The sequence below is a fragment of the Burkholderia pyrrocinia genome (assembly GCF_018417535.1).
Taxonomy (GTDB): domain Bacteria; phylum Pseudomonadota; class Gammaproteobacteria; order Burkholderiales; family Burkholderiaceae; genus Burkholderia; species Burkholderia pyrrocinia_E.
Window position 1 is genome coordinate 2970240 of record NZ_CP070977.1, and the last position, 25351, is coordinate 2995590.

The 25351-nt window shown below is 66.8% G+C and carries 17 protein-coding genes, 1 tRNA gene, 2 pseudogenes and 2 riboswitches; of the genes and pseudogenes, 12 read left to right on the forward strand and 8 right to left on the reverse strand.

Annotation, left to right across the window (positions count from 1 at the left end; all coding sequences use genetic code 11):
- Positions 1-118 precede the first annotated feature (118 nt).
- Positions 119-2467 carry a tetratricopeptide repeat protein gene (locus tag JYG32_RS13825; protein WP_213263835.1) on the forward strand — a complete coding sequence of 783 codons (2349 nt, stop codon included), beginning with the start codon at positions 119-121 and terminating at the stop codon, positions 2465-2467.
- 28 nt (positions 2468-2495) lie between these two features.
- Complete coding sequence (vioA, locus tag JYG32_RS13830; protein WP_213263836.1) at positions 2496-3638, forward strand: dTDP-4-amino-4,6-dideoxy-D-glucose aminotransferase VioA; 1143 nt, start codon at positions 2496-2498, stop codon at positions 3636-3638.
- Between the two features lie 10 nt (positions 3639-3648).
- Here vioA and JYG32_RS13835 read toward each other — a convergent pair whose 3' ends face one another.
- The 3 genes from JYG32_RS13835 to JYG32_RS13845 all read right to left on the reverse strand — a co-directional run bounded on the left by JYG32_RS13835 (position 3649) and on the right by JYG32_RS13845 (position 8248).
- Positions 3649-4311, reverse strand: a complete 663-nt coding sequence (locus JYG32_RS13835) for an acetyltransferase (RefSeq protein WP_213263837.1) — start codon at positions 4309-4311, stop codon at positions 3649-3651.
- A gap of 88 nt (positions 4312-4399) precedes the next feature.
- The gene (locus tag JYG32_RS13840) at positions 4400-6349 is read right to left on the reverse strand and encodes a tetratricopeptide repeat protein (RefSeq protein WP_213263838.1); all 1950 of its coding nucleotides are present in this window, start codon (positions 6347-6349) and stop codon (positions 4400-4402) included.
- 228 nt (positions 6350-6577) lie between these two features.
- Positions 6578-8248, reverse strand: a complete 1671-nt coding sequence (locus tag JYG32_RS13845; protein ID WP_213263839.1) for a TIGR04222 domain-containing membrane protein — start codon at positions 8246-8248, stop codon at positions 6578-6580.
- Between the two features lie 890 nt (positions 8249-9138).
- Between JYG32_RS13845 and JYG32_RS13850 the strand changes: the two genes are divergently transcribed.
- Positions 9139-9393: a hypothetical protein gene (locus JYG32_RS13850; protein WP_213263840.1), complete on the forward strand. Its 255-nt coding sequence runs from the start codon at positions 9139-9141 to the stop codon at positions 9391-9393.
- A 127-nt stretch (positions 9394-9520) separates the two neighbouring features.
- On the opposite strand, the gene JYG32_RS13855 is transcribed toward JYG32_RS13850, so the two are convergent.
- The 3 genes and pseudogenes from JYG32_RS13855 to JYG32_RS39590 form a co-directional block, all read right to left on the reverse strand.
- Positions 9521-10198 carry a hypothetical protein gene (locus JYG32_RS13855; protein ID WP_213263841.1) on the reverse strand — a complete coding sequence of 226 codons (678 nt, stop codon included), beginning with the start codon at positions 10196-10198 and terminating at the stop codon, positions 9521-9523.
- 60 nt (positions 10199-10258) lie between these two features.
- Entirely contained in the window at positions 10259-10972 is a 714-nt protein-coding gene (locus tag JYG32_RS13860; RefSeq protein WP_213263842.1) for a hypothetical protein, read from the reverse strand.
- Between the two features lie 1469 nt (positions 10973-12441).
- Positions 12442-12537 (reverse strand): annotated as a pseudogene (locus tag JYG32_RS39590) (portal protein); the annotation flags it as partial.
- On the opposite strand from JYG32_RS39590, the pseudogene JYG32_RS38900 reads away from it, so the two are divergent.
- A pseudogene (locus JYG32_RS38900) lies at positions 12538-12708 on the forward strand (tyrosine-type recombinase/integrase); the annotation flags it as partial.
- Between the two features lie 54 nt (positions 12709-12762).
- Here JYG32_RS38900 and JYG32_RS13870 read toward each other — a convergent pair.
- A tRNA-Arg gene (locus JYG32_RS13870) sits at positions 12763-12838 on the reverse strand.
- Between the two features lie 252 nt (positions 12839-13090).
- Here JYG32_RS13870 and JYG32_RS13875 point away from each other — a divergent pair.
- Complete coding sequence (locus JYG32_RS13875; protein ID WP_213263843.1) at positions 13091-13984, forward strand: c-type cytochrome; 894 nt, start codon at positions 13091-13093, stop codon at positions 13982-13984.
- A 115-nt stretch (positions 13985-14099) separates the two neighbouring features.
- Here JYG32_RS13875 and JYG32_RS13880 read toward each other — a convergent pair whose 3' ends face one another.
- Positions 14100-16187: a UvrD-helicase domain-containing protein gene (locus JYG32_RS13880; RefSeq protein ID WP_174384474.1), complete on the reverse strand. Its 2088-nt coding sequence runs from the start codon at positions 16185-16187 to the stop codon at positions 14100-14102.
- Positions 16188-16462: 275 nt separating this feature from the next.
- Between JYG32_RS13880 and JYG32_RS13885 the strand changes: the two genes are divergently transcribed.
- The 7 genes from JYG32_RS13885 (at position 16463) to JYG32_RS13915 (ending at position 25323) form a co-directional block, all read left to right on the forward strand.
- On the forward strand, positions 16463-17170 hold the full coding sequence (locus tag JYG32_RS13885; protein WP_213263844.1) for an SGNH/GDSL hydrolase family protein: 708 nt from the start codon (positions 16463-16465) through the stop codon (positions 17168-17170).
- Positions 17171-17403: 233 nt separating this feature from the next.
- A complete protein-coding gene (locus JYG32_RS13890; protein ID WP_174383858.1) occupies positions 17404-18456 on the forward strand; it encodes an oxidoreductase in 1053 nt (350 codons plus the stop codon).
- Between the two features lie 139 nt (positions 18457-18595).
- A complete protein-coding gene (locus JYG32_RS13895; RefSeq protein WP_011350564.1) occupies positions 18596-18958 on the forward strand; it encodes a hypothetical protein in 363 nt (120 codons plus the stop codon).
- Between the two features lie 113 nt (positions 18959-19071).
- A riboswitch (glycine riboswitch) is annotated at positions 19072-19175 on the forward strand.
- Between the two features lie 32 nt (positions 19176-19207).
- A riboswitch (glycine riboswitch) is annotated at positions 19208-19341 on the forward strand.
- Positions 19342-19425: 84 nt separating this feature from the next.
- Positions 19426-20544: a glycine cleavage system aminomethyltransferase GcvT gene (gene gcvT / locus JYG32_RS13900; RefSeq protein WP_213263845.1), complete on the forward strand. Its 1119-nt coding sequence runs from the start codon at positions 19426-19428 to the stop codon at positions 20542-20544.
- 116 nt (positions 20545-20660) lie between these two features.
- On the forward strand, positions 20661-21041 hold the full coding sequence (gene gcvH / locus JYG32_RS13905; protein WP_174383856.1) for a glycine cleavage system protein GcvH: 381 nt from the start codon (positions 20661-20663) through the stop codon (positions 21039-21041).
- Between the two features lie 66 nt (positions 21042-21107).
- Complete coding sequence (gene gcvP / locus JYG32_RS13910; protein WP_213263846.1) at positions 21108-24035, forward strand: aminomethyl-transferring glycine dehydrogenase; 2928 nt, start codon at positions 21108-21110, stop codon at positions 24033-24035.
- A 151-nt stretch (positions 24036-24186) separates the two neighbouring features.
- A complete protein-coding gene (locus JYG32_RS13915; RefSeq protein ID WP_213263847.1) occupies positions 24187-25323 on the forward strand; it encodes an alginate lyase family protein in 1137 nt (378 codons plus the stop codon).
- The last annotated feature ends 28 nt before the right edge of the window (positions 25324-25351 follow it).

Consider the following 25351-nt stretch of genomic DNA (forward strand, 5'->3'; position numbering starts at 1 on the left):
GTGCCGCGGCGGCCCGTTCAATCGGCCAAACTGACCGGGCTTTTACCGTCACCTCGCGGCATCGGCGCGGCGGCCCGCTACCGATAATGGTATCGACCGACTTTCCGCAGATTTCATCATGCCCCCGTCCGATCTGTCCGCCCCCGCCACGCTTACGCCCGAACAGCAGCTCGCGCAGGACATTGCGCTCGTCATGGACAACGCGCTCGAACGCCAGCGCAGCGACGCATTCGACGATGCGAAAGCGCTGTACGAGGCGATCCTCGATGCGGTGCCCGCGCACGCGGACGCGCATTACAACCTCGCGGTGCTGCTGGTCGATTCGGGCCGCCCGGCCGACGCGGTGCCCCATTTCGAAGCCGCAATCGGCGCGAATCCGGCCAACGGCTACTACTGGGTCAGCTACATTCACGCGCTGTATCGCAGCGGGCAGACGCCCGCCGCGTGGATCGCCGTCGAGATCGCGCAGCAGCGCGGCGTGCGCGGCCCCGCGCTCGACGGGTTGATCGCGCAGATGGCGATGCCCGACACGGTGCTCGCGACCGCGGCGGCCGCCGTCGTCCCGAGCGGCATCGACGCGGCGATCGTCGTGGAAACCGCCGCCGCCGCGACCCGGCAGGACGACGCCGGCAGGCCGGTCCGCCGCGCGAATCCGAACCTCCTGCAAAAGCACGCGGCGCTGTTCGGCAAGGGCAAGTACGCGGAAGCCACCGCGCTGGCGCAACGGCTCGCCGCCGACCATCCGGACGACGGCGCATGCTGGCGCGCGCTGTCCGCGTCGCTGCACAAGGACGGCCGCTATGCGGAGATGATCGACGCCGGCCTGCGCACGGTCGAATTGCTGCCGGATGAAGTGCTCGTGCGCATCCTGCTTGCCGATACGCTGCGGGTGATGAGCCGCCTCGCGGAGGCCGACGAACAGTGCCGGCACCTGCTCGAGCTCAGGCCGGACCACCCGGAAGGGTTGCGGATCCACGGCCTCGTGCTGTTCGCGCTGCGCCGCCCGGACGAAGCGATCGCCGCCTGCCGGCGCGCCGTCGAGCTCGCACCCGGCCTCGCCGCCCCGAACGGCACGCTCGGGTTCGTGCTGCTCGAACAAGGGTCGACGCACGAGGCGCTCGGCTGGCTCCGGCGCGCGATCGAAATCGACCCGACCGACAGCGTGACCCACAGCAGCATGCTGTTCTGCATCGCACACAGCAGCGACTTCGATCCGCAAACGCTCGTTGCCGAACACCGCAAGTTCGGCCAGCGCTATGACAACCACAAGCGCAAGCGCACGGCCGTGTTCTCGAACCCGCGCGACCTGGCCCGCCAGTTGCGGATCGGCTTCGTGTCGGGCGATCTGTTCAACCACGCAGTCGCCTCCTACGCGGTGCCCGTGATCGAGCATCTCGCGACCGATCCCGGCATCGCGATGCACTTCTATCACAACCACGTCGAAGAAGATCAGACATCCGAACGCTTCAAGGCCCACGCGACGAACTGGCGCAACGTCGCCGGCATGAGCGATCAGGCCTTCCTCGAGCGCGTGCGCAACGACCGGATCGACATCGTGATCGACCTGTCGGGCCACACCGGCCGCAACCGGCTCGTCGCGCTGGCGCAGCGCGCGGCACCGGTGCAGGCGTCGTGGATCGGCTATCCGGCCACGACCGGCCTCGCCGAGATGGACTACTACCTGACGGACCGCTTCGTCGCGCCGCACGGCGCATTCGAAGACCAGTTCGTCGAGCAGATCGTGCGGCTGCCCGCGATCGCGCCGTACATGCCGCCGCCGAACTGCCCGCCCGTCAACGTGCTGCCGGCACTGCACAACGGTTATACGACCTACGGCAGCTTCAACCGCCTGAACAAGCTGAGCCCGCACGTGATCGCGGTCTGGGCGCGCGTGCTGCATGCGGACCCGACCGCGCGCATGGTGCTCGCCGCGATCAGCAACGACGGCGACCAGCACGCGCTGACCGAATGGTTCGCCGCGGCGGGCATCGATGCCCGCCGCCTGACGTTCCACCGGCGTTCGAACATTCCGGTCTACATGCAGCAGCATCACGGCGTCGATCTCTGTCTCGACACGTTCCCGTACACCGGTTCGACGACCACGCTGAACGCGCTGTGGATGGGCGTGCCGACCGTGACGATCCCCGGCGCGACGATGGCCGGGCGCGGCAGCGCGGGCTGGCTGCAGCACGTCGGACTCGACGCGTACATCGCGACGGGCGAGGACGATTTCGTCGCGAAGGCGCTTGCGCTCGGCCACGACACCGCCGCGCTGCAGGCGCTGCGCATGGGCCTGCGCGCACGTTGCGCGGAATCCGCCGCGTTCCGGCCGGCCGTCGTCGCGGCCGGGCTGTCGTCGGCGCTGCGCACGATGTGGGCCCGCTGGTGCGCGGGCGAGCCCGTTACCGCATTCGACACGCCGCTGTTCGAGGACACGGCCACCGCACAGGCCGCGGCCGAGGCCTGAACGCCACGCCAGATCGAGAGAGACCATCATGACCGCCAGCCTGCCCGCGTCGTCCGTCGCGCAACTGCCGCACGAACGCATCTACGTCACGCAACCGCACCTGCCGCCGCTCGAGGATTTCCTGCCGTACCTCGAGAAGATCTGGGAAAGCCGCACGCTGACCAACGGCGGTCCGTTCCACCAGCAGTTCGAACGTGCGCTGTGCGAGCATCTCGGCGTGCCGTACCTGTCGCTGTTCGCGAACGGCACGCTCGCGCTCCTCACCGCGCTGCAGGCGTTGCGCATCAACGGCGAGGTGATCACGACGCCGTACTCGTTCGTCGCCACCGCGCATTCGCTGCTGTGGAACGGCATCAAACCGGTATTCGTCGACGTCACGCCCGGCACGCTCAACCTGGACCCGGCACGCATCGAGGCGGCGATCACGCCGCAGACCACCGCGATCATGCCCGTGCACTGCTACGGCAACCCTTGCGACGTCGACGCGATCCAGAAGATCGCCGACAACTACAACCTGCGCGTGATCTACGACGCGGCGCACGCGTTCGGCGTGCAGACCGGGGCCGGCAGCGTACTCAACCACGGCGATCTGTCGGTGCTGAGCTTCCACGCGACCAAGGTCTTCAACACGTTCGAAGGCGGCGCGATCATCTGCCCCGACGCGAAGACGAAGCAGCGGATCGACCACCTGAAGAATTTCGGTTTCGTCGATGAAGTCACGGTCGTCGCGCCCGGCATCAACGGCAAGATGAGCGAGATCAACGCCGCGTTCGGGATGTTGCAGTTGCAGCACATCGACGGCGCACTCGCGCGCCGCCGCGAAATCGACGCGCTGTACCGCACGCTGCTGAGCGACGTGCGCGGCATCCGTTGCGTGCCGCTCGGCGGCCAGACCGTCGCGAACCACGCGTACTTCGCGATCCTCGTCGACGAAGACTATCCGCTCGACCGCGATGCGCTGTATCGCAAGCTGCGCGACTACGACGTGTACGCACGCCGCTATTTCCATCCGCTGATTTCGGAATTCCCGATGTATCGCGGGCTGCCGTCCGCGAACCGCGACAACCTGCCCGTCGCGACGGAAGCCGCGCGCAAGGTGCTGTGCCTGCCGATCTACCCGGCGCTCACCGACGACATGGTCCGCCGCATCGCCGAGCTGATCGCGCACTGACGCGCGGCGCCTACAGGTAACGCTCGCCGGCCGCGCGCGCGCGGATCCGGCGCGCCGGGTTGCCGTACGCGACCGTGTACGGCTCGACGTCGCGCAGCACGACCGCGCCCGCGCCGACGACGCTGTGCTCGCCGACCGCGATCCGGTGCCGCAGCATCGCGCCGAGGCCGATCGCGGCGCCCCGGCCGATCCGGCAGTTGCCGCCCGTGACGACGCCCGGCGCGAGGCTCGAGAAATCCTCCATCACGCCGTCGTGATCGAGCGACGCATTCGTGTTGACGATGCACGCTTCGCCGATCGTGCAGCACGGATTGATCACCGCGCCGGCCATCACGACCGTGCCCGCGCCGATCGTCGACGCCTTGCCGATGCGTGCGGCCGGATGCACCGCCGATACGCGCGGCAGGCCGGGCACAAGGGCTGCAAGACTGGCCGTCACCTTTTCGCGCGCGTGGTTGTCGCCGATGGCGACCAGCAGCCCGGTGATCCGGTGCGCGACGATCAGGTGCGGCAGGTCGTGCTCGGCGCCCAGCACCGCGTAGCCGAGCGTCTCCTCGCCGCGGGGCCGGAACGAATCGATCAGCCCGGCGATCCGGTACCGGCCGGCCTGTTCGACGATGTCGATCACGACCTTTGCGTGACCGGACGAGCCGACGATGACGATGTTTTCCACGAGGGCCTCGATTGATCTGAAAAGCAGGTAACGCATTGCCGCGTTCCGCGCAGCATGCCGCGTCTTCGTGCCCGTTCGGCACGCGCCATCACGTCAGGACGGCAGGCGCCGTTTCGTCCGCCGTTGCGCAACGAGCCGCAAAATGCGCGGCAAACGCTCCGCGCACGCGCTCGGCCATCCGGATCCAGTTGTCGTCGCGCCCGCGCCGGAACAGCCGCACCGTGCCGGGATACCACGGCGAATCGTCGCGGTCGTGCATCCAGCGCCAGTCGACGTCCTGATTCGGCAACAGCACCCAGCAAGGCTTGCCGAGCGACCCGGCCAGATGCGCGGTCGACGTGTCGACACACACCACGAGATCGAGTTGCGCGACGATCGCGGCCGTATCCGCGAAGTCGCCGATCTCCGAACCGAGATGCAGCAACGGCAGGCCGCCCGGCGGATCGCGCGCCTCGTCCTCGCCCTGCCCCTTCTGCAGGCTCACGAAATTCACGCCAGGCACGCTCCACAGCGGCGTCAGCAAAGCCAGCGACGGCAGCGAGCGGTGCGCATCGTTGTGATGCTTCGGGTTGCCTTTCCACACAAGCCCGACACGCGGGCCGGCCGGCAGCGCGTCGAGGCGCGTGCGCCAGCGCGCGACGCGGGCGGAATCGGGCACGAGCCGCACCGGCGGCGGGATCGTGTCGAGCGTCGTGCCGGCATGCATCGGCGCGCTCAACAGGCTCGTCCAGTAGTCGAATTGCGGGGCACGCGCCATGGCCGCGTCGTGATCGAGCACTTCGTCGACACCGTCGACCGTCTCCATCAGCCGATGCAGCGCGGGCTGGCACGCGAAGACCACACGCGCCGCATGCCGCGCGCGAAACTCGGCGAAATAGCGGCTGAACTGCAACATGTCGCCAAGGCCGTCTTCCTGCCAGACGAGCAGCGTCTTGCCGGCAAGCGGCTCGCCTTGCCACTGCGCACACTGCAGCACCTCGCGCGTCCGGCGATGCACGAAGGTCGACTGCTCGTAGCGCGATTCGTAGCGGCGCCAGCCTTCCTCGAACCGGCCGAGGCCGAGCAGCAGCGTCGCCAGCCCGAAACGCGCATCGCCGTAATCGGCACGCAGTTCGAGCGCACGGCGGTATGCGCGTTCGGCGTCGTCGTGGCGGCCGCTGTGCGCGAACGTCGTACCGAGGTTGTAGTGCGCTTCGGCCATCTGCGGCGCGAGCGCGAGCGCGTCGGCGAACGCGGCCGTCGCTTCGTCGTGGCGGCCCTGCGCGCGCAGGACGCAGCCGAGATTGTTGTGCGCATGCGGCAGGCCGGGACGGCAGCGGATCGCGTGGCGATAGGCCGCTTCCGCTTCGGACAGGCGATCGAGATTCTGCAGCGCGATGCCGAGGTTGTAATGCGCCTCCGGGTAGTCCGGGCATAACGCGATTGTCTGCCGGCTGGCCGCTTCCGCTTCGGGCAGCCGCTGCATGTCGACGAGGATCGCACCGAGATTCGCATGCGCGAGCGCGTGGTCGGCGCGAACCGCGATCGCGAGCCGGTACGCGAGTTCCGCCTCGGCCGGCCGGCCGAGAACGCGCAGCACGTTGCCGAGATCGGTCAGCACGTCGGGCGACTGCGGCTCGATCAGCAGCGCCTGCCCGAACGCCTGTTCGGCATCGTCGAACCGGCCGAGCATGTCGAGCACCTTGCCGAGCCGCTGATGGTGCGACGCCCGCAGCGGCGCGACGGACGCGAGTTGCCGGCGGAGGATCGCCTCGGCGTCGGGCAGGCGGCCCTGCGACACGAGCAGCGCGCCAAGTCCGTCATATGGCGGATCGAACGCCGGCATCGCATCGATCGCGCGCCGCCACCAGGCTTCCGCGTCCGCCGGCCGGTTCAGGCCGAGTGCGCAGACGGCCGCGACGTGCAGCGCCGCAACGGCCGGTGCCGGCGCGTCGAGCAGCGGCGCGACGAGCGACAGCGCGTCGGCGAACTGTCCGGTCTGGCACAGGGTCGCAGCTTGTTGAACGGGCGCGGAAACGTCGGCAGCAGGCGTCGTCATGGAAGGCTGGGCTAAGCGGCGGGAGTTCGTCGCGTCCGGCCGGCACGGCATGCGCGGAGTGCGCTGCGCCCGGGCGGCCGTTTCGGCACGGATAGCGTCGATTGACAGGTTACCGAAGCGTGCACGCGGGCGATGCGGCGATCTGAGCCCATTCCGCGCGGCTGTTCGGGCGATGGGCCGTGCCGCCCTGTCCGTGGCGGCCCGCGATGCGCGGTGCCGGCTACGCGCTCAGTTGCTCGACGAGCACCCGCCGCAACTGCTCGAACTGCATGAGCTGGAACTGGAGCTGCATGAACTCGACGAACTGCAACTCGACGACGAGCAGTTGCTGTCGGACGCGCTCGAACCGCCGCCGGTCCTCGCCGCCCCAACCGAGAGTGGCGGCGGCGCCAGCACGATGCCCGAGTACGCAGCCCACGCGGTACCGGCCATTGCGCCTGCACCGAACAGCGCGGCGGTCCACACCAGGTCGTCCGCCGCCCCGCGCTCACCATTGCCCGCGTCGGGCGTACCGGCGGCATCCCGCACCACTCCGGCGTTGTGCACGGCACGCGCATCGTGCGAGATCCGGCGTGCAACGAGCGCCGCCCGTCCGGCGGACGTTGTCCCGCCCCGCCCGAAGCCCGTCAGACGCCGCACAAGAATCCGGTATGCGATCGCGAACGCCGCCATGCAAATGACGAGCAGCAGCACGGGTCGACCGCGACTCAGGCCGACCGCGAGTTTCGCGGCACCGGTGCCGAGCACGAGCAGCAAGATCGCGCGGGCGGCCAGGCGCGACACGCGCATCTCGCCGGGTGCCCAGAGCCAGCCCTGCGCGTGCAGCCCGTCGGCCAACTCTTGCGCATAACGCGCGAGCCGCTGGCGAAACACGCCGTAGCGCACTTCGCCGTCCGGCTGCTCGTTCAACCAAGAACAGTGGTCGTCATACGGGCCCGCGTGTTCCAGGTTGCCGATCTTCACATACCCGCCGTGTTTCGGGACGGTTCGCAACTCGATCGCGCCCGCATGCGCGAGCGACATCGTCACCACCTGCGCGAGCCGCGATTCGCCGCCGGTGAGAAAGGCGACCTCATCGGCCGTCAGGCCGTCGGACGTCTTGCGGGTGCGCCCACCCCAGCGCCGCCACCGGTACTCGATCCATTGCAGGCCCACGATCAGCAACAACGCGACAACGCAGGCCGGCACGTAGAACGCGAGAAACTGCGGCCCGGTGTAGTTCAGCACGTCGAAGTCCTGCGCCGACGCGCAGGTCGCGGCGACGCTCGCGGCGGCCGCGGGCCATACGAGTTTCGGCAGCCGGTTACGCCAGGACCTGCCGGCCGACGGGGGGGCCAGCGAATCCGGTTTCCCCGGCGCGCCCGCATCCGGCAGGTCCGGCTCCGGCAGGTCGGGCTCCGGCAGGTCGGGCTCCGGCGATCCGGGCTCCGCGTGCGAGCCGACGGGCCGCGGCCAGATCGACTCCGGCGGCTCGCTGCCGAACAGCCGCCGATAGCTGTCGAGCGTGTCGCGATAGCGCTGCGCGTACACGGCGGCTTCGTCCGGCGCGCCCGTGCCCGGCATGTGATGCAGCCGCGCGCGCAGCACGCCGGCGCAGAAGACGTCCCAGTATTCGAGTGTGTATTGCAGGTGGAAATGCCAGGCGGCATCGACCGCGACCGACGGCGTGACCGGATGCCCGGCCGCCTGCGCGAGAAACGCGAAGCGCTTGTATTCGTCGATCACGGCCAGCGCGTGCGCGTGCGACCAGCCTTCGGCCTCGGCAAGGCGCCGGCTGTACGGCAGCGGCGCGTCAGGGTCGTCGGGGGAATAGGCTTGCAGGCGCACGAGCAGCGCCTGCTGCGCATCGTTCAGCGCGCGGGCCTCGACTGCGGTCGAGGTAGACGGGATGGCAGCCATCGGGAGTCGGCGCGATGCGCGGACGGCCGCCGCGATCGACGCTTGGAGTTGTCGTTGCGGGCAATTCTCGCACAACAGTGCAGCGGTGCGATGCCGGTTCGCCGGCCCTGCCCGAAGCCGTGCGATGCGACAGGCCCCGGAAGGGGGGCGCGGTCGATCCCCTGCAAGACGGGACGCTCGATAGCACCGCGCCGCGTCTCAATACGGTCGTCGCGACCGAAGGGTGGCTGCGCCGCCAAATGTGTCGGATGACCAGCGCAACACCTACTGGGTGAAGCTATACAAAACGCCGAAACTCCATAACCCAGGCGCGTAGCCGTCTAGGCGCGACCGTCGTTCGCGCCAAATACTGTCTTCGGAGTTTTATCAGCGCACCGCAACCCCTTACAAATCAATGCCTTGCGCAACTCGCAATTTGCAAAACCAAGGCTAATTAAGGTCGATCAGCGCTACCCAAGCTCGTCCAAACTGTAATTTCACTGTAGTTGCGATAGTCGGAGCGAAACGGTTCAGCACGCCTCTTCGCTCACTGTTACACGCGTCTCGTCATCTCTGACAGGTGGCTACACGTCGATAGCACGTGCTACTGTCTGAGCAGATTTCGTCACAGGAAATCTGCGTAGGATTCGCGTTTGTTTGGAGGTAGATACAGCCTCTCACGGCTGCCGCATGCTCGTATGCGACCCGGTGCCAATCTTGCCGACGGGAAAGCTTTGGCGCTCCTTGGCCACGTTGTTTCGCGCCAGCATTGTCGCGGCGTCTTCCTGATCAATAAGGTGAAAGCCGGGCTCCCTCCGCATGACGGTCAACGGTCACCCAGTAGCACTCGAGGGCGACATGGCGCCGTGTTGAGCGCCGTTCATCGCACCCCGACCTCTTTGGAGAATGACATGAAGAAGAAGCTCACCGCCGCCCTGATCGCCTCGCTGTTCGCCACTGTTACGTACGCTCAGGCGCCCGGTTCCACCGCGCCTCCCCCGTCAAATTCGGCCTCCACCAATGTAGGTTTAGCGGAGTCCCCCTCTGCAACGCTCGGCACGACGCGCAGCGCCACCGAAGTGCACAAGCACAAGGTTAGCCATCACCGGAAAAAGCCGTTCATCCTTGACAAGGCGAACCCGGATGGTAAGTCGAGCCTGCAATAACAGCCTCAGACCCATTAGAACCCTGCTTCGCGGAGTTCCCCCGATCAAGGCGAAGTGAGTCTTTGGCCTTCTCAATGGCGAAGACCATGCACGGGAACCTTCGATGACATGCCTCAGCTTGGCGTATTCATCGTGACGGCATTAAATAGAACCTGTTCGCTGCAGTGCTGTACACCACATTCGCCTCGCTAGTACCGGCGTCATAAGTAAGCCGGAGTCGATCGGAGCGCACCTCGGGGCACACGGTGCCATTGATCTTGCACGACGAAAGAAATATCTCGACGACATGCTGTGGCTGGAAGAACGCTTGCATATTCCACGGCACATATGCCGCATTCGTCGCCGTGCGACTCTGTACTTTGTTGTTGACGATGGCGCTCTGCGCCAGCCCAAAGGCGTAGATTTGATTCGGAACCTGATTCACGACGCTGTACACGTCGAGGGCAGTCCGTCCTGTCGAATCGAGCGCGTCGAAATGGCCGTTCCTGAAGCGATATTCGATCCCGGCAACGGCGGGCAGATCCGTGATCGCATTGATATGGATCGTTTCCGCCGCGCGGAGCGGGGTCGTCGTCATGTACACGAACCAGGCATCTTCGATAACGACCTTATTTGACTTTAAGGGCTTGAACACGACCCACGCGATCGGGTACTCACCGGGCGCTTCTGACGAGCGCGCGTCGCTTCCCGCGCTGCCAACTACGGATGAAGCGACTGGCCGCGCCAATGCGCAAGTCAAGCCGTCAGCGTAAATCTTTTCGAGTCCGCTTTCATCGAAGGCGACGTTGATGATGAATGGCGTCATGGTGAGCTCCAGTCGTCGCCGCGCCGCATACAGTCACGGGCACGGCGACGAAATCGACCGTCAAGCTACGTGCAACCCCGAACGACCGCCTTCCCCAGCCACCTGAGCGGCAGCCAAGCTTCCGACAAAATCCTTCGAGCTTCGCAAGCCGGCTTTCTTCAGATAGAACGTGTTCGTTTGGTCATTGAAGCCAACGTCCGCCTGCGGACTGGTACTGCTCAGTGTGATATTGAGGGCGTTACTCGCGACTGCGGCAATAACCGAACCGTTGTTGCTGTAGGACGAGAGGAACAGTGACAATTTCTCGAGCGGCGTGAACGTCGCATTCACGTTGTAAGGCACGGATACGGCATTCAGCGGCGCCGACGTCTGCACGTTGTTGATCACCACCGGCTGAGCAAGACCGAAGCTGAAGTTACCGGGCGTCTGCTGATTCCTCAGGTTGAACGTCCCCGGATCGCCTCCCTGTGCCTCGGTGAACCTCCCTCGCTCAAACGAGTAGATCCAGCCCGGCTGGATCTGCGCATCCGTTTGCGATGTCATTTTGATAGTCGCACCGGATTGGAGGGTCGTCGTCGTCGCGTACATCGTAAATTGCTCTTGCCACGTAACCTGGTTCTCATGCAGTGGCTGGAACGACACCCATGCAACTGGAAGGGAGCCGCCGCTAATCGGGTTCGAGACTACGCTCTTGACCAGCGTCACGTATAGGCCGCTGTCATAAATGGTGTCGAGTCCTTTGGTGCTTATCGAAACGTTAATCTGGAAGTTCATTTTGATCTCCGATATTTAAAATGACGATACAAAGACACTCAATCGACCAACATACAGCAACAACAAGCCGCGACTACGCACCCCATCACTCAACGTATTTACGCTCGAACGAATGAGCTACAATGCGCCAACCAATGCATTTATTTTCGAAGTAAATCACCACCGACCCCGAATACGAAAATAATCCACAAACCAAAGTGTCACCGACAACAGAATCGCGACAACAATCATAAAACAGCTTATCACCTATCAACCATCCATTGGACGTGTAGACTTGATGGCATACCGAGCGCACGTCAATGAGTATTCAATACGGACACGCTGCAACTGAGCGCCAGTGCATCCGGCACGTGCATCGCACATACGACAATAGATAACTAGTTGCCCGTTGTGACACTCAATAATGGTATTGCCGAATTTTCATACGCACGCGCATCTTCTCCGACACACCCTTTTCAAGCGATGGTCTATTGATTTTATCTGCCAGCCCCATCAAACAAAAAATCAATAATCTTTCAATCGCAAATTACCTCCAAGAATAGACCACGGAATGAGGCACGTAAACCTCAATCGATCAAACAGAATCCCTGACAGTCCAACATGAAAATCAACCCGAAAAAGTCATCAAAACAAATAATTGTTCAATAAAAACAAGCCCATGAATTCGATTCACAAATCAAACCATTTAATAAAAAATTGCAAACCCTTACAACCGGCCGACTTCAATACCAAAATGATTAACAGGGTTGCAGCGCCGTGAATAAAATCGAAATGCCGGGGCTGTGTATCCAAGACGTATGAATCTGCAGTGAGTCCTCCTCCCCATCAACCTTCATGCGGCGGGTCCCTGGCAAATGGCGGACATGCGATCCGCCCTGACCAGCCTCGATGACACTCATCCTCTGCATCCCAGGGAGCAACTAGTAACTTTCGGAGGGTGTCCGGCTATGAGGCCAGGACGAGCACCGGCTTTCCACATACGCCACTCGCGTGGCCGGCTGATACTCGGGGACAGGCTTTTACTGCACGAAGCCGAAATTGTGCGATCAGCCCATTGTCGAGGAAGACCCAAGGCAGAACAGGAAAGCACGGAGACTGCATAACCACGGCGCATCAAAGTGCATAACAAAATCGCCCTGTCGATCGCCGGGCGGCCCGCAGCAGCCGGTGCATGCCTGCATAAGAACTGTTCATTTTTGCGGGCAGGTGGGGCGGGGGGCAACTGCGCGCACCGGGTCCGAATCGCCATCCCGGGGGCAGGGTCGGGCCCTTGGGTCGCCCCTCCGGCGCGTCAGGCGGCCCGCCACGGCCCTGCGGCGGGCTCGTCCGGCCCCTTTGGGGGTGCATCTAGGCGGCGGCCGCCCTGAGGTGCTCTAATCCGCCGAGGCCGCGCATGGGCGACAGACGTAAAAAAGCCGCCGGCACCGAAGTGCCCGACGGCTTTGCTGTGCCAGGTGTGCGCTCGGACGTCAGCCCTTCGGCATCTCAAAGTCGCTGAACCTCACGATCTCGATCCCGAGCCAGTCGTTCACCTCCCGGAGCCGCGCCTTCAGCGGTTCGATCTGTGGGTGAGCAGGCATGTGCAGCGCGGTACACCGTTACAGGTATTGAAGGAACTGGGTGGGTGGGAAACGCTGGAGATGGTGCAGCGCTACGCGCACCTGTCGGCTGACCACCTGGCGCATTGGGTCGCGCCACTGACGGCCGAGCCGGCACCGCGGTTAGCTGCAATTTAGCTGCAATGAGTCTGTCCGACGAGGGAAGGAAACCGCTGAGAGCCTTACTAGGCTTGGCGCGCCCGGCTGGGATCGAACCAGCAACCCCTGCCTTCGGAGGGCAGTACTCTATCCATTGAGCTACGGGCGCTTGTGACAGTGAAACGACCCCGATATACAGGCCGCCCACGATTGGCAAGACGGCAAGGATACCCGGTTTCCCATGATGCGTCCACCTTGCCCGCCGAATCGCCGCCGGGCCGCGCTGCGTGCGGGTAAACACGCGCCATCGCGCCGCTCGCCGTCATGTAAACGTTCCGTCTATAATCGTCCGTGCTTCATTGGACTGCCATTTTGCCGTTGCACCGCGCTCACAATTCCTATTCATGGAGACGAGGCAAGCATGAGCGAAGCACCCCACGAATCCCCCGTCAAAACCCCCGGGCAGCTGATTGCCGTCATCATCGCGTCGTTCGCGATCCCGATCGTCCTGATCATCATGTTCGCCACCTATGCGAACCATGTGTTCCGTTCCGGTGCCGGCACGGATGCGCTATCCGACGAGCAGGTCGCCGCGCGCATCGCGCCGCTCGCGCAGGTCGACGTGAAGGACGCCAACGCGCCACGCACGTACAAGACCGGCGAGGAAGTCTACAAGGCCGTGTGCGTGACCTGCCACGGCACGGGCGCCGCCGGCGCGCCGAAGTTCGGCAACAAGGACGACTGGGCACCGCGCATCTCGCAAGGCTTCGATACGCTGCTGAAGACGGCCCTCGCAGGCAAGGGCGCGATGCCGGCGCGCGGCGGCACGAGCCCCGACGACGTCAGCGACTATGAAATCGCCCGCACGATCGTCTACATGGCGAACAACGACGGCGCGAGCTTCCCCGAACCGGCCGCGCCGGCCGCCAACGCGGCGCAGCCCGCCAGCGGCGCTGCAGGCGCCTCGGGCGCAACCGACGCCGCAAGCGCGCAAATCGCCGCCGCGCAGGCCGCGATCGCCGCGATCCCGAAGGCCGGCGAACAGCCCGCGGCCGCACCGGCCAGCGCCGATGCCGCAACTGCCGGCAAGGCGCTGTACACGTCGACCTGCCAGGCCTGCCACGCGGCGGGCGTGCTCGGCGCGCCGAAGTTCGGCAGCAAGGAAGACTGGGCGCCGCGCCTGAAGGACTCGATGGATACGGTCTACAACTACGCGCTGCACGGCAAGGGCGCGATGCCGCCGAAGGGCGGGGCAAACGCATCGGACGCCGACGTGAAGGCGGCCGTCGACTACATGGTCAACGCGTCGAAGTAACGCCGGCCGGCCAGTAAAAAACCCCCGCGGCGCATGCGCATCGCGGGGGTTTTGTTTTGCCGGATCGCCGGCCGCCGGATCGCCGGGCCGCCGTGCGCCCGACGGCGCCGACGCATCACTTCTGCAGCAACGCCTTCAGGCTCGCGAGCCGGTCCTTCGGCGACATCGGCGCCTCTTCCGGCGTGGGCGGCGGCGCTTCGTCGAGCCCCATCTCGGGAATGAAGCGCGACGGCTCGCATACGACCGTCTCGCGCGCCCGCTTGCGCTTCTTGCACCAGTTCAGGTGCAGGCTGCGCTGCGCGCGCGTGATCGCGACGTACATCAGCCGGCGCTCTTCCTCGATCCGCTCGCTGTCGATCGGGCCGTCGTCCTCGCTGCCGCCGCGGTGCGGCATGATGCCCTCCTCGACGCCGACCAGGAACACGTGCGGATACTCGAGCCCCTTCGACGCATGGACGGTCGATAGCCGCACGGCATCCGGATCCTCGTCCTTGCCCTCGAGCATCGACATCAGCGCGACGGTCTGGATCAGGCCGAGCAGGTTCTTGCCCGTATCGGCGAGCCCGTCCGCGTTGTGGAAACCTTCCGCCTCGCCGTCGACGGCCTCCGTCTCGGGCTTCGTGCCCTTGCGCTTCAGCCATTCGAGGAATTCGAGCACGTTCTGCCACTTCGACTGCGCCTGCCGCTCGTCGAACGCGTCGTACAGGTACGCCTCGTAGTGGATCGCCTCCATCATGTCGTCGAGCACGACGGTCGCGGGTTCCTTGTCCGCGCGGTCGGTCAGGCGCTGGATGAAGTCGCAGAACATCCGCAGCGGCTCGACCTGGCGCGCGGACAGCCGCGCCTCGATGCCGCCCATGTACACGGCCTCGAACAGCGACACCTTCGCCTGCCCCGCGAACGAGCCAAGCGCTTCGAGCGTCGTGTTGCCGATCCCGCGGCGCGGCGTCGTGACCGCGCGGATGAACGCGGGATCGTCGTCGGCGTTCGCGATCAGCCGCAGGTACGCGCACAGGTCCTTGATCTCGGCCTTGTCGAAGAACGACTGGCCGCCCGACAGCACGTACGGGATCCGCTCGCGCCGCAGCACCTGCTCGAAGATGCGCGCCTGGAAATTGCCGCGATACAGGATCGCGTAGTCGCGGAACTGCGCGCGCCGCTCGAACTTGTGCGCGGACAGCCGGAACACGACCGATTCGGCTTCATGTTCCTCGTCGTTGCACGGCGTGACGGTGATCGAATCGCCCATTCCGTGCTCGGACCACAGCTTCTTCTCGAACAGCTTCGGGTTGTTCGCGATCACGTTGTTGGCGGCGGTCAGGATCCGCACCGTCGACCGGTAGTTCTGCTCCAGCTTGACCAGGTGCAGCTTCGGGAAATCCTTGCCGAGCTGCGCGAGGTTCTCGAGCGTAGCGCCACGCCAGCCGTAGATCGCCTGGTCGTCGTCGCCGACCGCCGTGAACGCGGCGCGCGGGCCCGCGAGCAGCTTCAGCAGCTCGTACTGGCACGCGTTGGTGTCCTGGTACTCGTCGATCAGCAGGTAGCGCAGCTTGTTCTGCCAGCGGTCGCGCACCTGTTCGTTCTTCGCGAACAGCTCGGCGGGCAGGCGGATCAGGTCGTCGAAGTCGACCGCCTGGTACGCATGCAGCGTCGCGACGTAGTTGCGGTAGACCAGCGCGGCCTGGTGCTCGTCCTCGTTGGCCGCGATCGCCATCGCCTCGTCGGGCATGATCAGACCGTTCTTCCACAGCGAGATGATGCTCTGGATCTTGCGGATCAGCCCCTTGTCGGTCGTGCCGAGCTGCTCCTGGACCATCCCGAAGCAGTCGTCCGAATCCATGATCGAGAACTGCGGCTTCAGGCCGACGTGCTCGGCCTCCTGGCGCAGGATCTGCACGCCGAGCGAGTGGAACGTGCAGACGGTGAGCTGGTTGACGGGCACCTTGCGGCCTTCCTTGCCGGGCGTGGTGAGCGTCTTGCCCTCAAGCAGCTTCCCCACGCGCTCGCGCATTTCGGCGGCCGCCTTGTTCGTGAACGTGACGGCGGCGATGTGGCGCGGCTCGAAGCCTTTCGCTTCGATCAGGTGCGCGATCTTCTGCGTGATCACGCGGGTCTTGCCGCTGCCCGCGCCGGCGAGCACGAGACAGGGACCGTCGAGGTAGCGCACCGCTTCGTTCTGGGCGGGATTGAGGCCTGCGGACATGATGACGGATGGTGTTGCGGTTGACGGCGGAACGCCGGGAGGATGCCGTGCGCGGCAGGCTGGCGAAGCAGGCGGACACGCGGGCAGGACGCGCATGTTAACACGTCGGCGGCGCGCATTTCGGGAGCGCCGCCGGACGGGGCCGCGCGGGCGGATCGCCCGGCCGCACCCTGTCCGTCCGGCCAATCCGGCCCCGTTCTCGCACCGATCGGCCACAATACGCAGACACCGGCGCCGCCCCGCGCCGGGCCCGCAAGAATCACCGGATCGACATCATGGGATACCCGTTCGCCACCGCTGCCCTCGGCCCGCTGCTGTTCGCGCAGGGGCGCTACGTGCGTCGCGTCACGCCGCGGCTGCCCGAGGCCGCCGGCCCGCGCGACGGCGTTGCCGGCGACGGCCCGCCGCTGCGCGTGCTGGTGGTCGGCGACTCGGCCGCCGCGGGCGTCGGCGTCGCGACGCAGTGCGACGCGCTGTCCGGGCAACTGGCGAACACGCTGGCGGCCACGCACCGCGTGAGCTGGAAGCTGCTCGCGCGCACGGGCCTGACCACGCGGGAGCTCGTCGACTGGCTCGCCGCCGAGCCGGCCGAACCGTTCGACGTGGCCGTGACGTCGCTCGGCGTCAACGACGTGACGGGCGGCGTGCCGCCGGCCCGCTGGCAGGCGCAGCAGGCCGAACTCGTCCGGCTGCTCGCCGCGCGCTTCCGGGTCCGGCACGCGATCCTGTCGGCGGTGCCGCCGATGGAACGCTTCCCGGCGCTGCCGCAGCCGCTCGCGTGGTATCTCGGGCAGCGTGCGAAGCGGCTCAACACCGCACTGGCCGATTGGGTCGCCACGCAGCCACACTGCACGTTCCTGCGGGTCGCGCTGCCGCTCGAGCGCCACCTGATGGCCGCCGACGGCTTCCACCCCGGCGAAGCGGCATGCGCCGTGTGGGCCGCCCAGGTCGCGGCGGCCGTGCGGCAGCGGGCGGCCGCATGACGCGGCGCGGCGCCCGCGCGCCGGCCTTGCGCCGCGAAGCCGGGCAGGCCACTACCCGCGCGCGGCGCACGGGTATGCGCAAAATGCCGGATTCCTTTGCGCACACGCCGCGTCGCGCCGCGCATTTCGCTCAACGCGCCAGTACAAGCGGCGGCGCCATGCCAAAATAGCCGATCGTCCTCGCGCCGCCTCGGCGCGCCATCCTTTAATTTCCTTCGCAGCCAGGAATTGCCATGTCGTCATTGCTCAGGATTGGTTTGATGGGTTTCGGTTTCGCCGGCGCGACGTTCCACGCGCCCGTGATCGCCACGAGCGGCCGCACTGAAGTCACCGCGATCGCGACGGGCCAGCCCGATCGCGCGCGGGCCGCGTATCCGAATGCGCGCGTCGTCCCCGACCTCGACACGCTGCTCGGCCTCGACGACATCGAGTGCGTGGTGATCGCCACGCCGAACGACACGCACTTCGCGCTCGCGCGCCAGGTGCTCGAAGCCGGTCGTCACGTGGTCGTCGACAAGCCGGTCACGCTCACCGCCGACGAGGCGCTCGCGCTCGCGCGGCTCGCGAACGCGCGCAGCCGGCTGTTCGCGCCGTTCCACAACCGCCGCTGGGACGGCGATTTCCTCACCGTGCGCCGCATCGTCGAATCGGGCGAGCTCGGCCGGCTCACCTACTTCGCGTCGCACTTCGACCGCTTCCGGCCGACGCCGCGCACGCGCTGGCGCGAGGAGCCCGCCCGCGGCGGCGGCCTGCTGCTCGACCTCGGCCCGCACCTGATCGACCAGGCGCTCGCGCTGTTCGGCGTGCCGGAAACCGTGAGCGCGACCGTCAAGACGCGCCGCGACAACGGCACGGCGCCCGATCTCGTGCACCTGCTGCTCGGCTATCCGGACAAGGACGTCGCGCTGCATGCGAGCGCGCTGGTGGCGATCGAGCCCGCGCGCTTCACGCTGCACGGCACGCGCGGCAGCTACCAGAAGTTCGGGCTCGACACGCAGGAAGACCAGCTCAAGGCCGGCCTCACCGCGGACGACGTCGAGTTCGGCGGCGGCAACCCGCCCGGCCTGTTGCGCGTGCTCGACGGCGAAGTCGAGGTCGAGCGCCCGGTGCCGACGCTCGACGGCCAGTATGCGGAGTTCTATCGCGCGCTCGCCGCGTCGATCCGCGACGGCGCGCCGTTCCCGGTCACCGCGCAGGACGCCGTCGACGTGATGACGATCATCGAGCTCGCCGCGCAGAGCGAGCACGACGGCCGCCGGCTGCCGTTCGTGCGCCGCACGGTCTGACACCGCGCGCCGGCCGGTTGCGCCTGGATCAGCCGGAACATTCGGTTACAAATACCGGGGGAACGAAAGTCAGCGGTACACCTGTCTGACGCGTTTCTCAAAAAAGTCGATCCGACACCAATCCGTCAGGAGAATGTTGATGCAACGGTTGATTCGCGCAGCAGCGTGCTGCGTGCTGGTTTCCTCGCTCGCGGCCTGTATCGTGCAGCCGCAGCAGCCGGTCCGTCCGGCGCCCCCGCCGCGGCCGAATCCGCAGGTCGTCGCGAACGAGCGAATGCAACAGATCCAGGGCCGGATCGACAACCTGCACCGCCGCATCGACGCGCGCGTGAACGGCGGCTACTACCCGCCGCCGTACGGCGCGCAGCTTCATCACCGCCTCGACGTGATCCGCCAGGAGTCGAACGACATGTCCGCGCAGCACAGCGGCGGCCTGTCCGGCGACGAGCAGCGCGTGCTGAACCAGGAACTCGACACGGCCGCGCGCGCGATCGGCGAGTAACGCGCCGGCGCCCGCCGGAGCGGAAAAAGCGGCGGCACAGGCTGCCGCCGCTTGTCGCGAAGCGACATTCTTTTGCTCAAATTGACAAGGCCCACCCGCTCGCGTACAGTCGCCCGCACGCGTCGGGAGAGCGTGTGACCGCGTAGCTAGCAACGCCGGTCGCGCCGCCGAAGGGGCACACCCGCAAACTCTCAGGCAAAAGGACCGACCGCGTCGGGGAATCCCGTCCGCGCATTGCGCGGGCCGCACTCCCCGCACTCTGGAGAGCGGCAGTAGCCCGCTGCGCACATGCTGCGCGGGCAAGCTGCCCACCGAAGGGGCGCGCGCTCGCCGGGCTTTGCCCGCAGTGCAATCTCTCAGGTATCGAGGACAGAGGGGCATGTACCGGATCGCTCGCAGCCCGTCGGCCGCGGCGGTCGGCACATGGCCGTTCTGATCCGCGCGCAAGCGCCTTGCCTGAGGCCTCGATGACTGCACTGAATCACACCCCGCTCAACGCCGCGCACCGCGCGCTCAATGCCCGCATGGTCGACTTCGGCGGCTGGGACATGCCCGTCAACTACGGCTCGCAGATCGAAGAACACGAAGCCGTGCGCACCGACGCCGGCATGTTCGACGTGTCGCACATGTGCGTCGTCGATTTCACCGGCAGCCGCGTGCGCGCATTCTTCGAGCACGCGATCGCGAACAACGTCGGCAAGCTCAAGACCCCCGGCAAGGCGCTCTACTCGTGCCTGCTCAATCCGCAGGGCGGCGTCATCGACGACCTGATCGTCTATTACTTCACCGAAGACTTCTTCCGCGTCGTCGTCAACGCCGGCACCGCCGAGAAAGACATCGCGTGGTTCAACCAGTTGAACGAGCAAGGCGGCTACGGCGTCACGATCGCGCCGCGCCGCGATTTCGCGATCGTCGCCGTACAGGGCCCGAACGCCCGCGAAAAAACCTGGACGACCGTGCCCGCCGCGCGCGCCGCAACGAGCGAGCTGAAGCCGTTCAACGCCGCGCAGGTCGCCGGCACGCCGTTCGGCGATCTCACCGTCGCGCGCACCGGCTATACCGGTGAAGACGGTTTCGAAGTGATCGTCCCGGCCGTGCATGTCGAAGCGCTGTGGAACGCACTGCAGCAAAACGGCGTGCGCCCGTGCGGGCTCGGCGCGCGCGACACGCTGCGCCTCGAGGCCGGCATGAACCTGTACGGCCAGGACATGGACGACACCGTCTCGCCGCTCGACGCGGGCCTCGCGTGGACGGTCGACCTCACCGCGCCGCGCGACTTCGTCGGCCGCGCCGCGCTCGAGCGCGACGGCACGCGCGCCGCGTTCGTCGGCCTGATCCTGCAAAAGGAAAACGGCAAGGCGGGCGGCGTGCTGCGCGCGCACCAGAAGGTCGTCACGCCGCACGGCGAAGGCGAGATCACGAGCGGCACGTTCTCGCCGTCGATGCAGGAATCGATCGCGTTCGCACGCGTGCCGGCGGCCGTCCAGGTCGGCGACACGGTCCAGGTGCAAATTCGCGACAAGAATCTTCCCGCGCGCGTGGTAAAACTGCCGTTCGTGCGCAACGGCAAGGTCCTCGCTGCGTAACGGCCGGGGGCCCGCCTCCCGGTAAGCCGGGAAATGGCGCCCGGCACAACCACACCCGGCGCGCCATGGCGGCGCGCCAGCAGAACGAATTACACCCTTTTATCCAGGAGCATCCGATGAGCAACGTCCCGGCCGATCTGAAATACACCGACGAACACGAGTGGATCCGCACCGAAGCCGACGGCACGCTGACGGTCGGTATCACCGATCACGCGCAGAGCACGCTCGGCGACATCGTCTTCCTCGAACTGCCGGCAGTCGGCAAGTCGGTGACCGCGGGCGACGCCGTCGGCGTCGTCGAATCGGTGAAGGCGGCATCCGACATCTACTCGCCGGTGTCCGGCGAGATCGTCGCCGTCAACACGGAAGCCGCCGACACGCCGGAAGAAGTGAACAGCGACGCATACGGCGTGTGGCTCTTCAAGATCAAGCTCGCGGCCGGCGCATCGACCGACAAGCTGATCGACGCAGCCGCCTACACCAAGCTGATCGACTAATTCCCTCACCCGAAACCGCGCGGGGCCGGCCAGCCGCCCTGCCCCGCGCGGGACCAGAGTCACGCCATGAAGCTCGAACACCCGGACCGCCTGATGAACCGCACGCCCCTCTCGCTCGCCGCGCTCGAAACGCACGACGCGTTCGCCGAACGCCACATCGGCCCCGACGCCGCCAGCCAGCAGGCCATGCTCGACACGCTCGGCTTTGCGTCGCGCGCCGCCCTGATGGACGCCGTGATCCCGGCCTCGATCCGCCGCGCCGAAACGCTGCCGCTCGGCCCGTTCGCGCAGCCGAAGAGCGAGGCCGAAGCCCTCGCCGCGCTGCGGGTTCTCGCGGACAAGAACCAGGTGTTCCGCTCGTATATCGGCCAGGGTTACCACGACACGCACACGCCGGCCGTAATCCTGCGCAACGTGCTTGAGAACCCGGCGTGGTACACGGCCTACACGCCGTACCAGCCCGAAATTTCCCAGGGCCGCCTCGAGGCGCTCCTGAACTTCCAGCAGATGGTGGCCGACCTCACGGGCCTCGCGATCTCGAACGCGTCGCTGCTCGATGAAGCCACCGCCGCGGCCGAAGCGATGACGCTGCTGCAGCGCACCGGCAAGCCGGCGTCGAACGTGTTCTACGTCGCCGACGACGTGCTGCCGCAGACGCTCGAAGTGATCCGCACGCGCGCGCTGCCGATCGGCATCGAGGTCAGGACGGGCCCGGCCGCCGACGCCGCACAATCGAACGCGTTCGGCGTGCTGCTGCAATACCCGGGCGTGAACGGCGACGTGCGCGACTACCGCGCGCTCACCGAAGCGATTCACGCGGCCGGCGGCCACGTGGTCGTCGCGGCCGACCTGCTGGCACTCACCGTGCTGACGCCGCCCGGCGAATGGGGCGCGGACGTCGCGATCGGCAACACGCAGCGCTTCGGCGTGCCGATGGGCTTCGGCGGCCCGCACGCCGCGTATCTCGCGGTGCGCGACGAATTCAAGCGCCAAATGCCGGGCCGCCTCGTCGGCGTGACGGTCGACGCGCAGGGCAAGCCCGCGCTGCGCCTCGCGCTGCAGACGCGCGAACAGCACATCCGCCGCGAGAAGGCGACGTCGAACGTGTGTACCGCGCAGGCGCTGCTCGCGATCATGGCCAGCATGTACGCGGTCTATCACGGTCCGCACGGGCTGAAGACGATCGCGCTGCGCGTGAACCGCATCGCGGCGCTGTTCGCCGCCGGCGTGAAGCAGCTCGGCTTCGCGACCGTCAACGACACGTTCTTCGACACGCTGACGATCGACACCGGCGTGCGCACCGCGCAGGTTCACGAATTCGCGAAGGCGAAGCGCATCAACCTGCGCCGCGTGAGCGACACGCAAGTCGGCGTGTCGGTCGACGAAACGACGACGCGCGACGACCTCGCCGATCTCCTCGCCGTGTTCGCGCAGGCCGCGGGCGGCACCGCGCCGGCCGTCGACGCGCTGGACGCGGGCGCAGCCGGCGTCGCCGCACTGCCGGCCGGCCTCGAGCGCACGAGCGCGTACCTGACGCACCACGTGTTCAACCGCCACCATTCCGAAACCGAGATGCTGCGCTACCTGCGCAGCCTGTCGGACAAGGATCTCGCGCTCGACCGCTCGATGATCCCGCTCGGCTCGTGCACGATGAAGCTGAACGCGACGTCGGAAATGCTGCCCGTCACGTGGCCCGAATTCGGCGGCATCCACCCGTTCGCGCCGGCCGACCAGACCGTCGGCTACCGCGAGATGATCGACCAGCTCGAGCAGATGCTCGTCGCGGCCACCGGCTACGCGGCCGTGTCGCTGCAGCCGAACGCGGGCTCGCAGGGCGAGTACGCGGGCCTGCTGATCATCCACGCGTACCACGCATCGCGCGGCGAAGCCCACCGCGACGTGTGCCTGATCCCGGCGTCCGCGCACGGCACGAACCCGGCATCCGCGCACATGGCCGGCATGAAGGTCGTGGTCGTCGCCTGCGACGCGCAGGGCAACGTCGACATCGCCGACCTGAAGGCGAAGGCCGACGAGCATTCGAAGGACCTCGCGGCGATCATGATCACGTATCCGTCGACGCACGGCGTGTTCGAGCAGAACGTCCGCGAAATCTGCGAGATCGTCCATGCGCACGGCGGCCAGGTGTACGTCGACGGCGCGAACATGAACGCGATGGTCGGCCTGACCGCGCCGGGCCAGTTCGGCGGCGACGTGTCGCACCTGAACCTGCACAAGACCTTCTGCATCCCGCACGGCGGCGGCGGCCCGGGCGTCGGCCCGGTCGCGGTCGGCGCGCACCTCGCGAAGTTCCTGCCGAACCAGCGTTCGACCGGCTACGCTCGTGACGAAAACGGCATCGGCGCGGTGTCGGCCGCCCCGTACGGCTCGGCGTCGATCCTGCCGATCTCGTGGATGTACATCGCGATGATGGGCGCGAAGAACCTGACCGCCGCGACGGAAACCGCGATCCTCAACGCGAACTACATCGCGAAGCGCCTCGCGCCGCACTATCCGGTCCTGTACTCGGGCCCGGGCGGGCTGGTCGCGCACGAATGCATTCTCGATCTGCGTCCGATCAAGGATTCGAGCGGCATCAGCGTCGACGACGTCGCGAAGCGCCTGATGGACTACGGCTTCCACGCGCCGACGATGAGCTTCCCGGTGCCGGGCACGCTGATGGTCGAGCCGACCGAATCGGAATCGCAGGAAGAACTCGACCGCTTCATCGCCGCGATGATCGCGATCCGCGAGGAAATCCGCGCAGTCGAGGAAGGCCGCGCCGATCGCGAGGACAACCCGCTGCGTCACGCACCGCACACGGCGGCCGTCGTCACCGCGAACGAATGGCCGCACGCGTACTCGCGCGAACAGGCTGCGTACCCGGTCGCATCGCTCGGCACGAACAAGTACTGGCCGCCGGTCGGCCGTGCGGACAACGCCTACGGCGACCGCAACCTGTTCTGCTCGTGCGTGCCGATGTCGGAATACGCATAACGCGCGCCAGGCCCGGAGCCGTCCGATGATGACAGCACCGCACGCAACTCCGTGTTGCGTGCGGTTTTTGCGTTCGCCGCTCGAACCGGTGCGCGTTCGTCCGCCAATCCGGCTAACATCACACGCGATCCAGCCAATGAAGGAGTTCCGCATGGTGCGTCCGATGTTTCCGGGCCATGGTGCAATGCAGAGCCGGCCGCGCGCGCGCCGGTTCGTGCCGATGCTCGTCGCGTCGCTGTCGTTCGCCGCTGCCGGCCTCGGCGCGGCCGGCAGCGCGCGCGCGGCGATGAATTTCTGCGCGGCGCCGGCACTGCAGGCGAGCGAGACGACGCAGGCCGAGCCGGGCGTGCAGGCGCTGATCCGCAGCGTCGACGCGCGCATCGGCGAGCAGCCGAAGGCGATGGCGCGCGTGCACACCGAGGGCACGCTGCCGCACGAAGGCATCTACGACCAGAGCGCGGCCGCGCTTAAGGACATGGACCTGATGCGCGACGCGGCGCTCGCGTGGCGCGTGACGAACGCGCCGCGCTACCTGCAGCTCGTCGACCGCTTCCTGTCCGCGTGGGTCGCGACCTACCAGCCGAGCTTCAACCCGATCGACGAGACGCGCTTCGAAAGCCTGATCGTCGCGTACGACATGACCGCGAGCGCGCTGCCGGTGAAGACCCGCAACGCGACGGCAGCGTTCATCGCGAAGCTCGGCGCGGGCTATGTCGCGCAGATCGACACGCAGAAGCGTCCGCTCGCCGGCACCTGGCGCAACAACTGGCAGAGCCACCGGATCAAGCTGATCGCGCTGTCCGCGTTCACGCTCGGCGACCGCAAGATGATGAACGCCGCGCAGCGGCTGTTCGTCGAGCATCTCGCCGACAACATCGGCCCGGACGGCAAGACGTGGGATTTCGAGGAACGCGATGCGCTGCACTACGCTGTGTACGACCTGCAGCCGCTGGTGACGGCCGCGCTCGCCGCGCGCCGCTTCAACCGCAACTGGCTGCGCGAGCGCGGCGCGAACGGCGCGACGCTCGAGGCCGCGCTCGACTGGCTCGTGCCGTACGCGCTCGGCGAGAAGACCCACGAGGAATTCGTGAATTCGCCGGTGCCATTCGACGCGAAGCGCCGCGAGGCCGGCCTGCCGGGCTACACGGGGCAGTGGGACCCGAAAAACGCCACCGAACTCTTTCATCTGGCCGCGCGGCTCGACGGGCGCTATGCCCGCGTCGCGCAGCAGCTTTCCCCAACGCCGCCCGCATGGCTCGCCGCGTGCCTGCCATTACAGGCGCGCTAGCACTACTCTTAAAGCAAGGCAGGTATCG

Coding starts and splice junctions, on each gene's coding strand:
- JYG32_RS13890 (WP_174383858.1), top strand. CDS start 17,404: ATGTCGTCATTGCTCAGGATTGGTTTGATGGGTTTCGGTTTCGCCGGC.
- JYG32_RS13840 (WP_213263838.1), bottom strand. CDS start 6,349: ATGACGACGCCTGCTGCCGACGTTTCCGCGCCCGTTCAACAAGCTGCG.
- JYG32_RS13850 (WP_213263840.1), top strand. CDS start 9,139: ATGAAGAAGAAGCTCACCGCCGCCCTGATCGCCTCGCTGTTCGCCACT.
- JYG32_RS13825 (WP_213263835.1), top strand. CDS start 119: ATGCCCCCGTCCGATCTGTCCGCCCCCGCCACGCTTACGCCCGAACAG.
- JYG32_RS13855 (WP_213263841.1), bottom strand. CDS start 10,198: ATGACGCCATTCATCATCAACGTCGCCTTCGATGAAAGCGGACTCGAA.
- JYG32_RS13875 (WP_213263843.1), top strand. CDS start 13,091: ATGAGCGAAGCACCCCACGAATCCCCCGTCAAAACCCCCGGGCAGCTG.
- JYG32_RS13880 (WP_174384474.1), bottom strand. CDS start 16,187: ATGTCCGCAGGCCTCAATCCCGCCCAGAACGAAGCGGTGCGCTACCTC.
- JYG32_RS13895 (WP_011350564.1), top strand. CDS start 18,596: ATGCAACGGTTGATTCGCGCAGCAGCGTGCTGCGTGCTGGTTTCCTCG.
- gcvT (WP_213263845.1), top strand. CDS start 19,426: ATGACTGCACTGAATCACACCCCGCTCAACGCCGCGCACCGCGCGCTC.
- JYG32_RS13860 (WP_213263842.1), bottom strand. CDS start 10,972: ATGAACTTCCAGATTAACGTTTCGATAAGCACCAAAGGACTCGACACC.
- gcvH (WP_174383856.1), top strand. CDS start 20,661: ATGAGCAACGTCCCGGCCGATCTGAAATACACCGACGAACACGAGTGG.
- JYG32_RS13885 (WP_213263844.1), top strand. CDS start 16,463: ATGGGATACCCGTTCGCCACCGCTGCCCTCGGCCCGCTGCTGTTCGCG.
- vioA (WP_213263836.1), top strand. CDS start 2,496: ATGACCGCCAGCCTGCCCGCGTCGTCCGTCGCGCAACTGCCGCACGAA.
- gcvP (WP_213263846.1), top strand. CDS start 21,108: ATGAAGCTCGAACACCCGGACCGCCTGATGAACCGCACGCCCCTCTCG.
- JYG32_RS13915 (WP_213263847.1), top strand. CDS start 24,187: ATGGTGCGTCCGATGTTTCCGGGCCATGGTGCAATGCAGAGCCGGCCG.
- JYG32_RS13845 (WP_213263839.1), bottom strand. CDS start 8,248: ATGGCTGCCATCCCGTCTACCTCGACCGCAGTCGAGGCCCGCGCGCTG.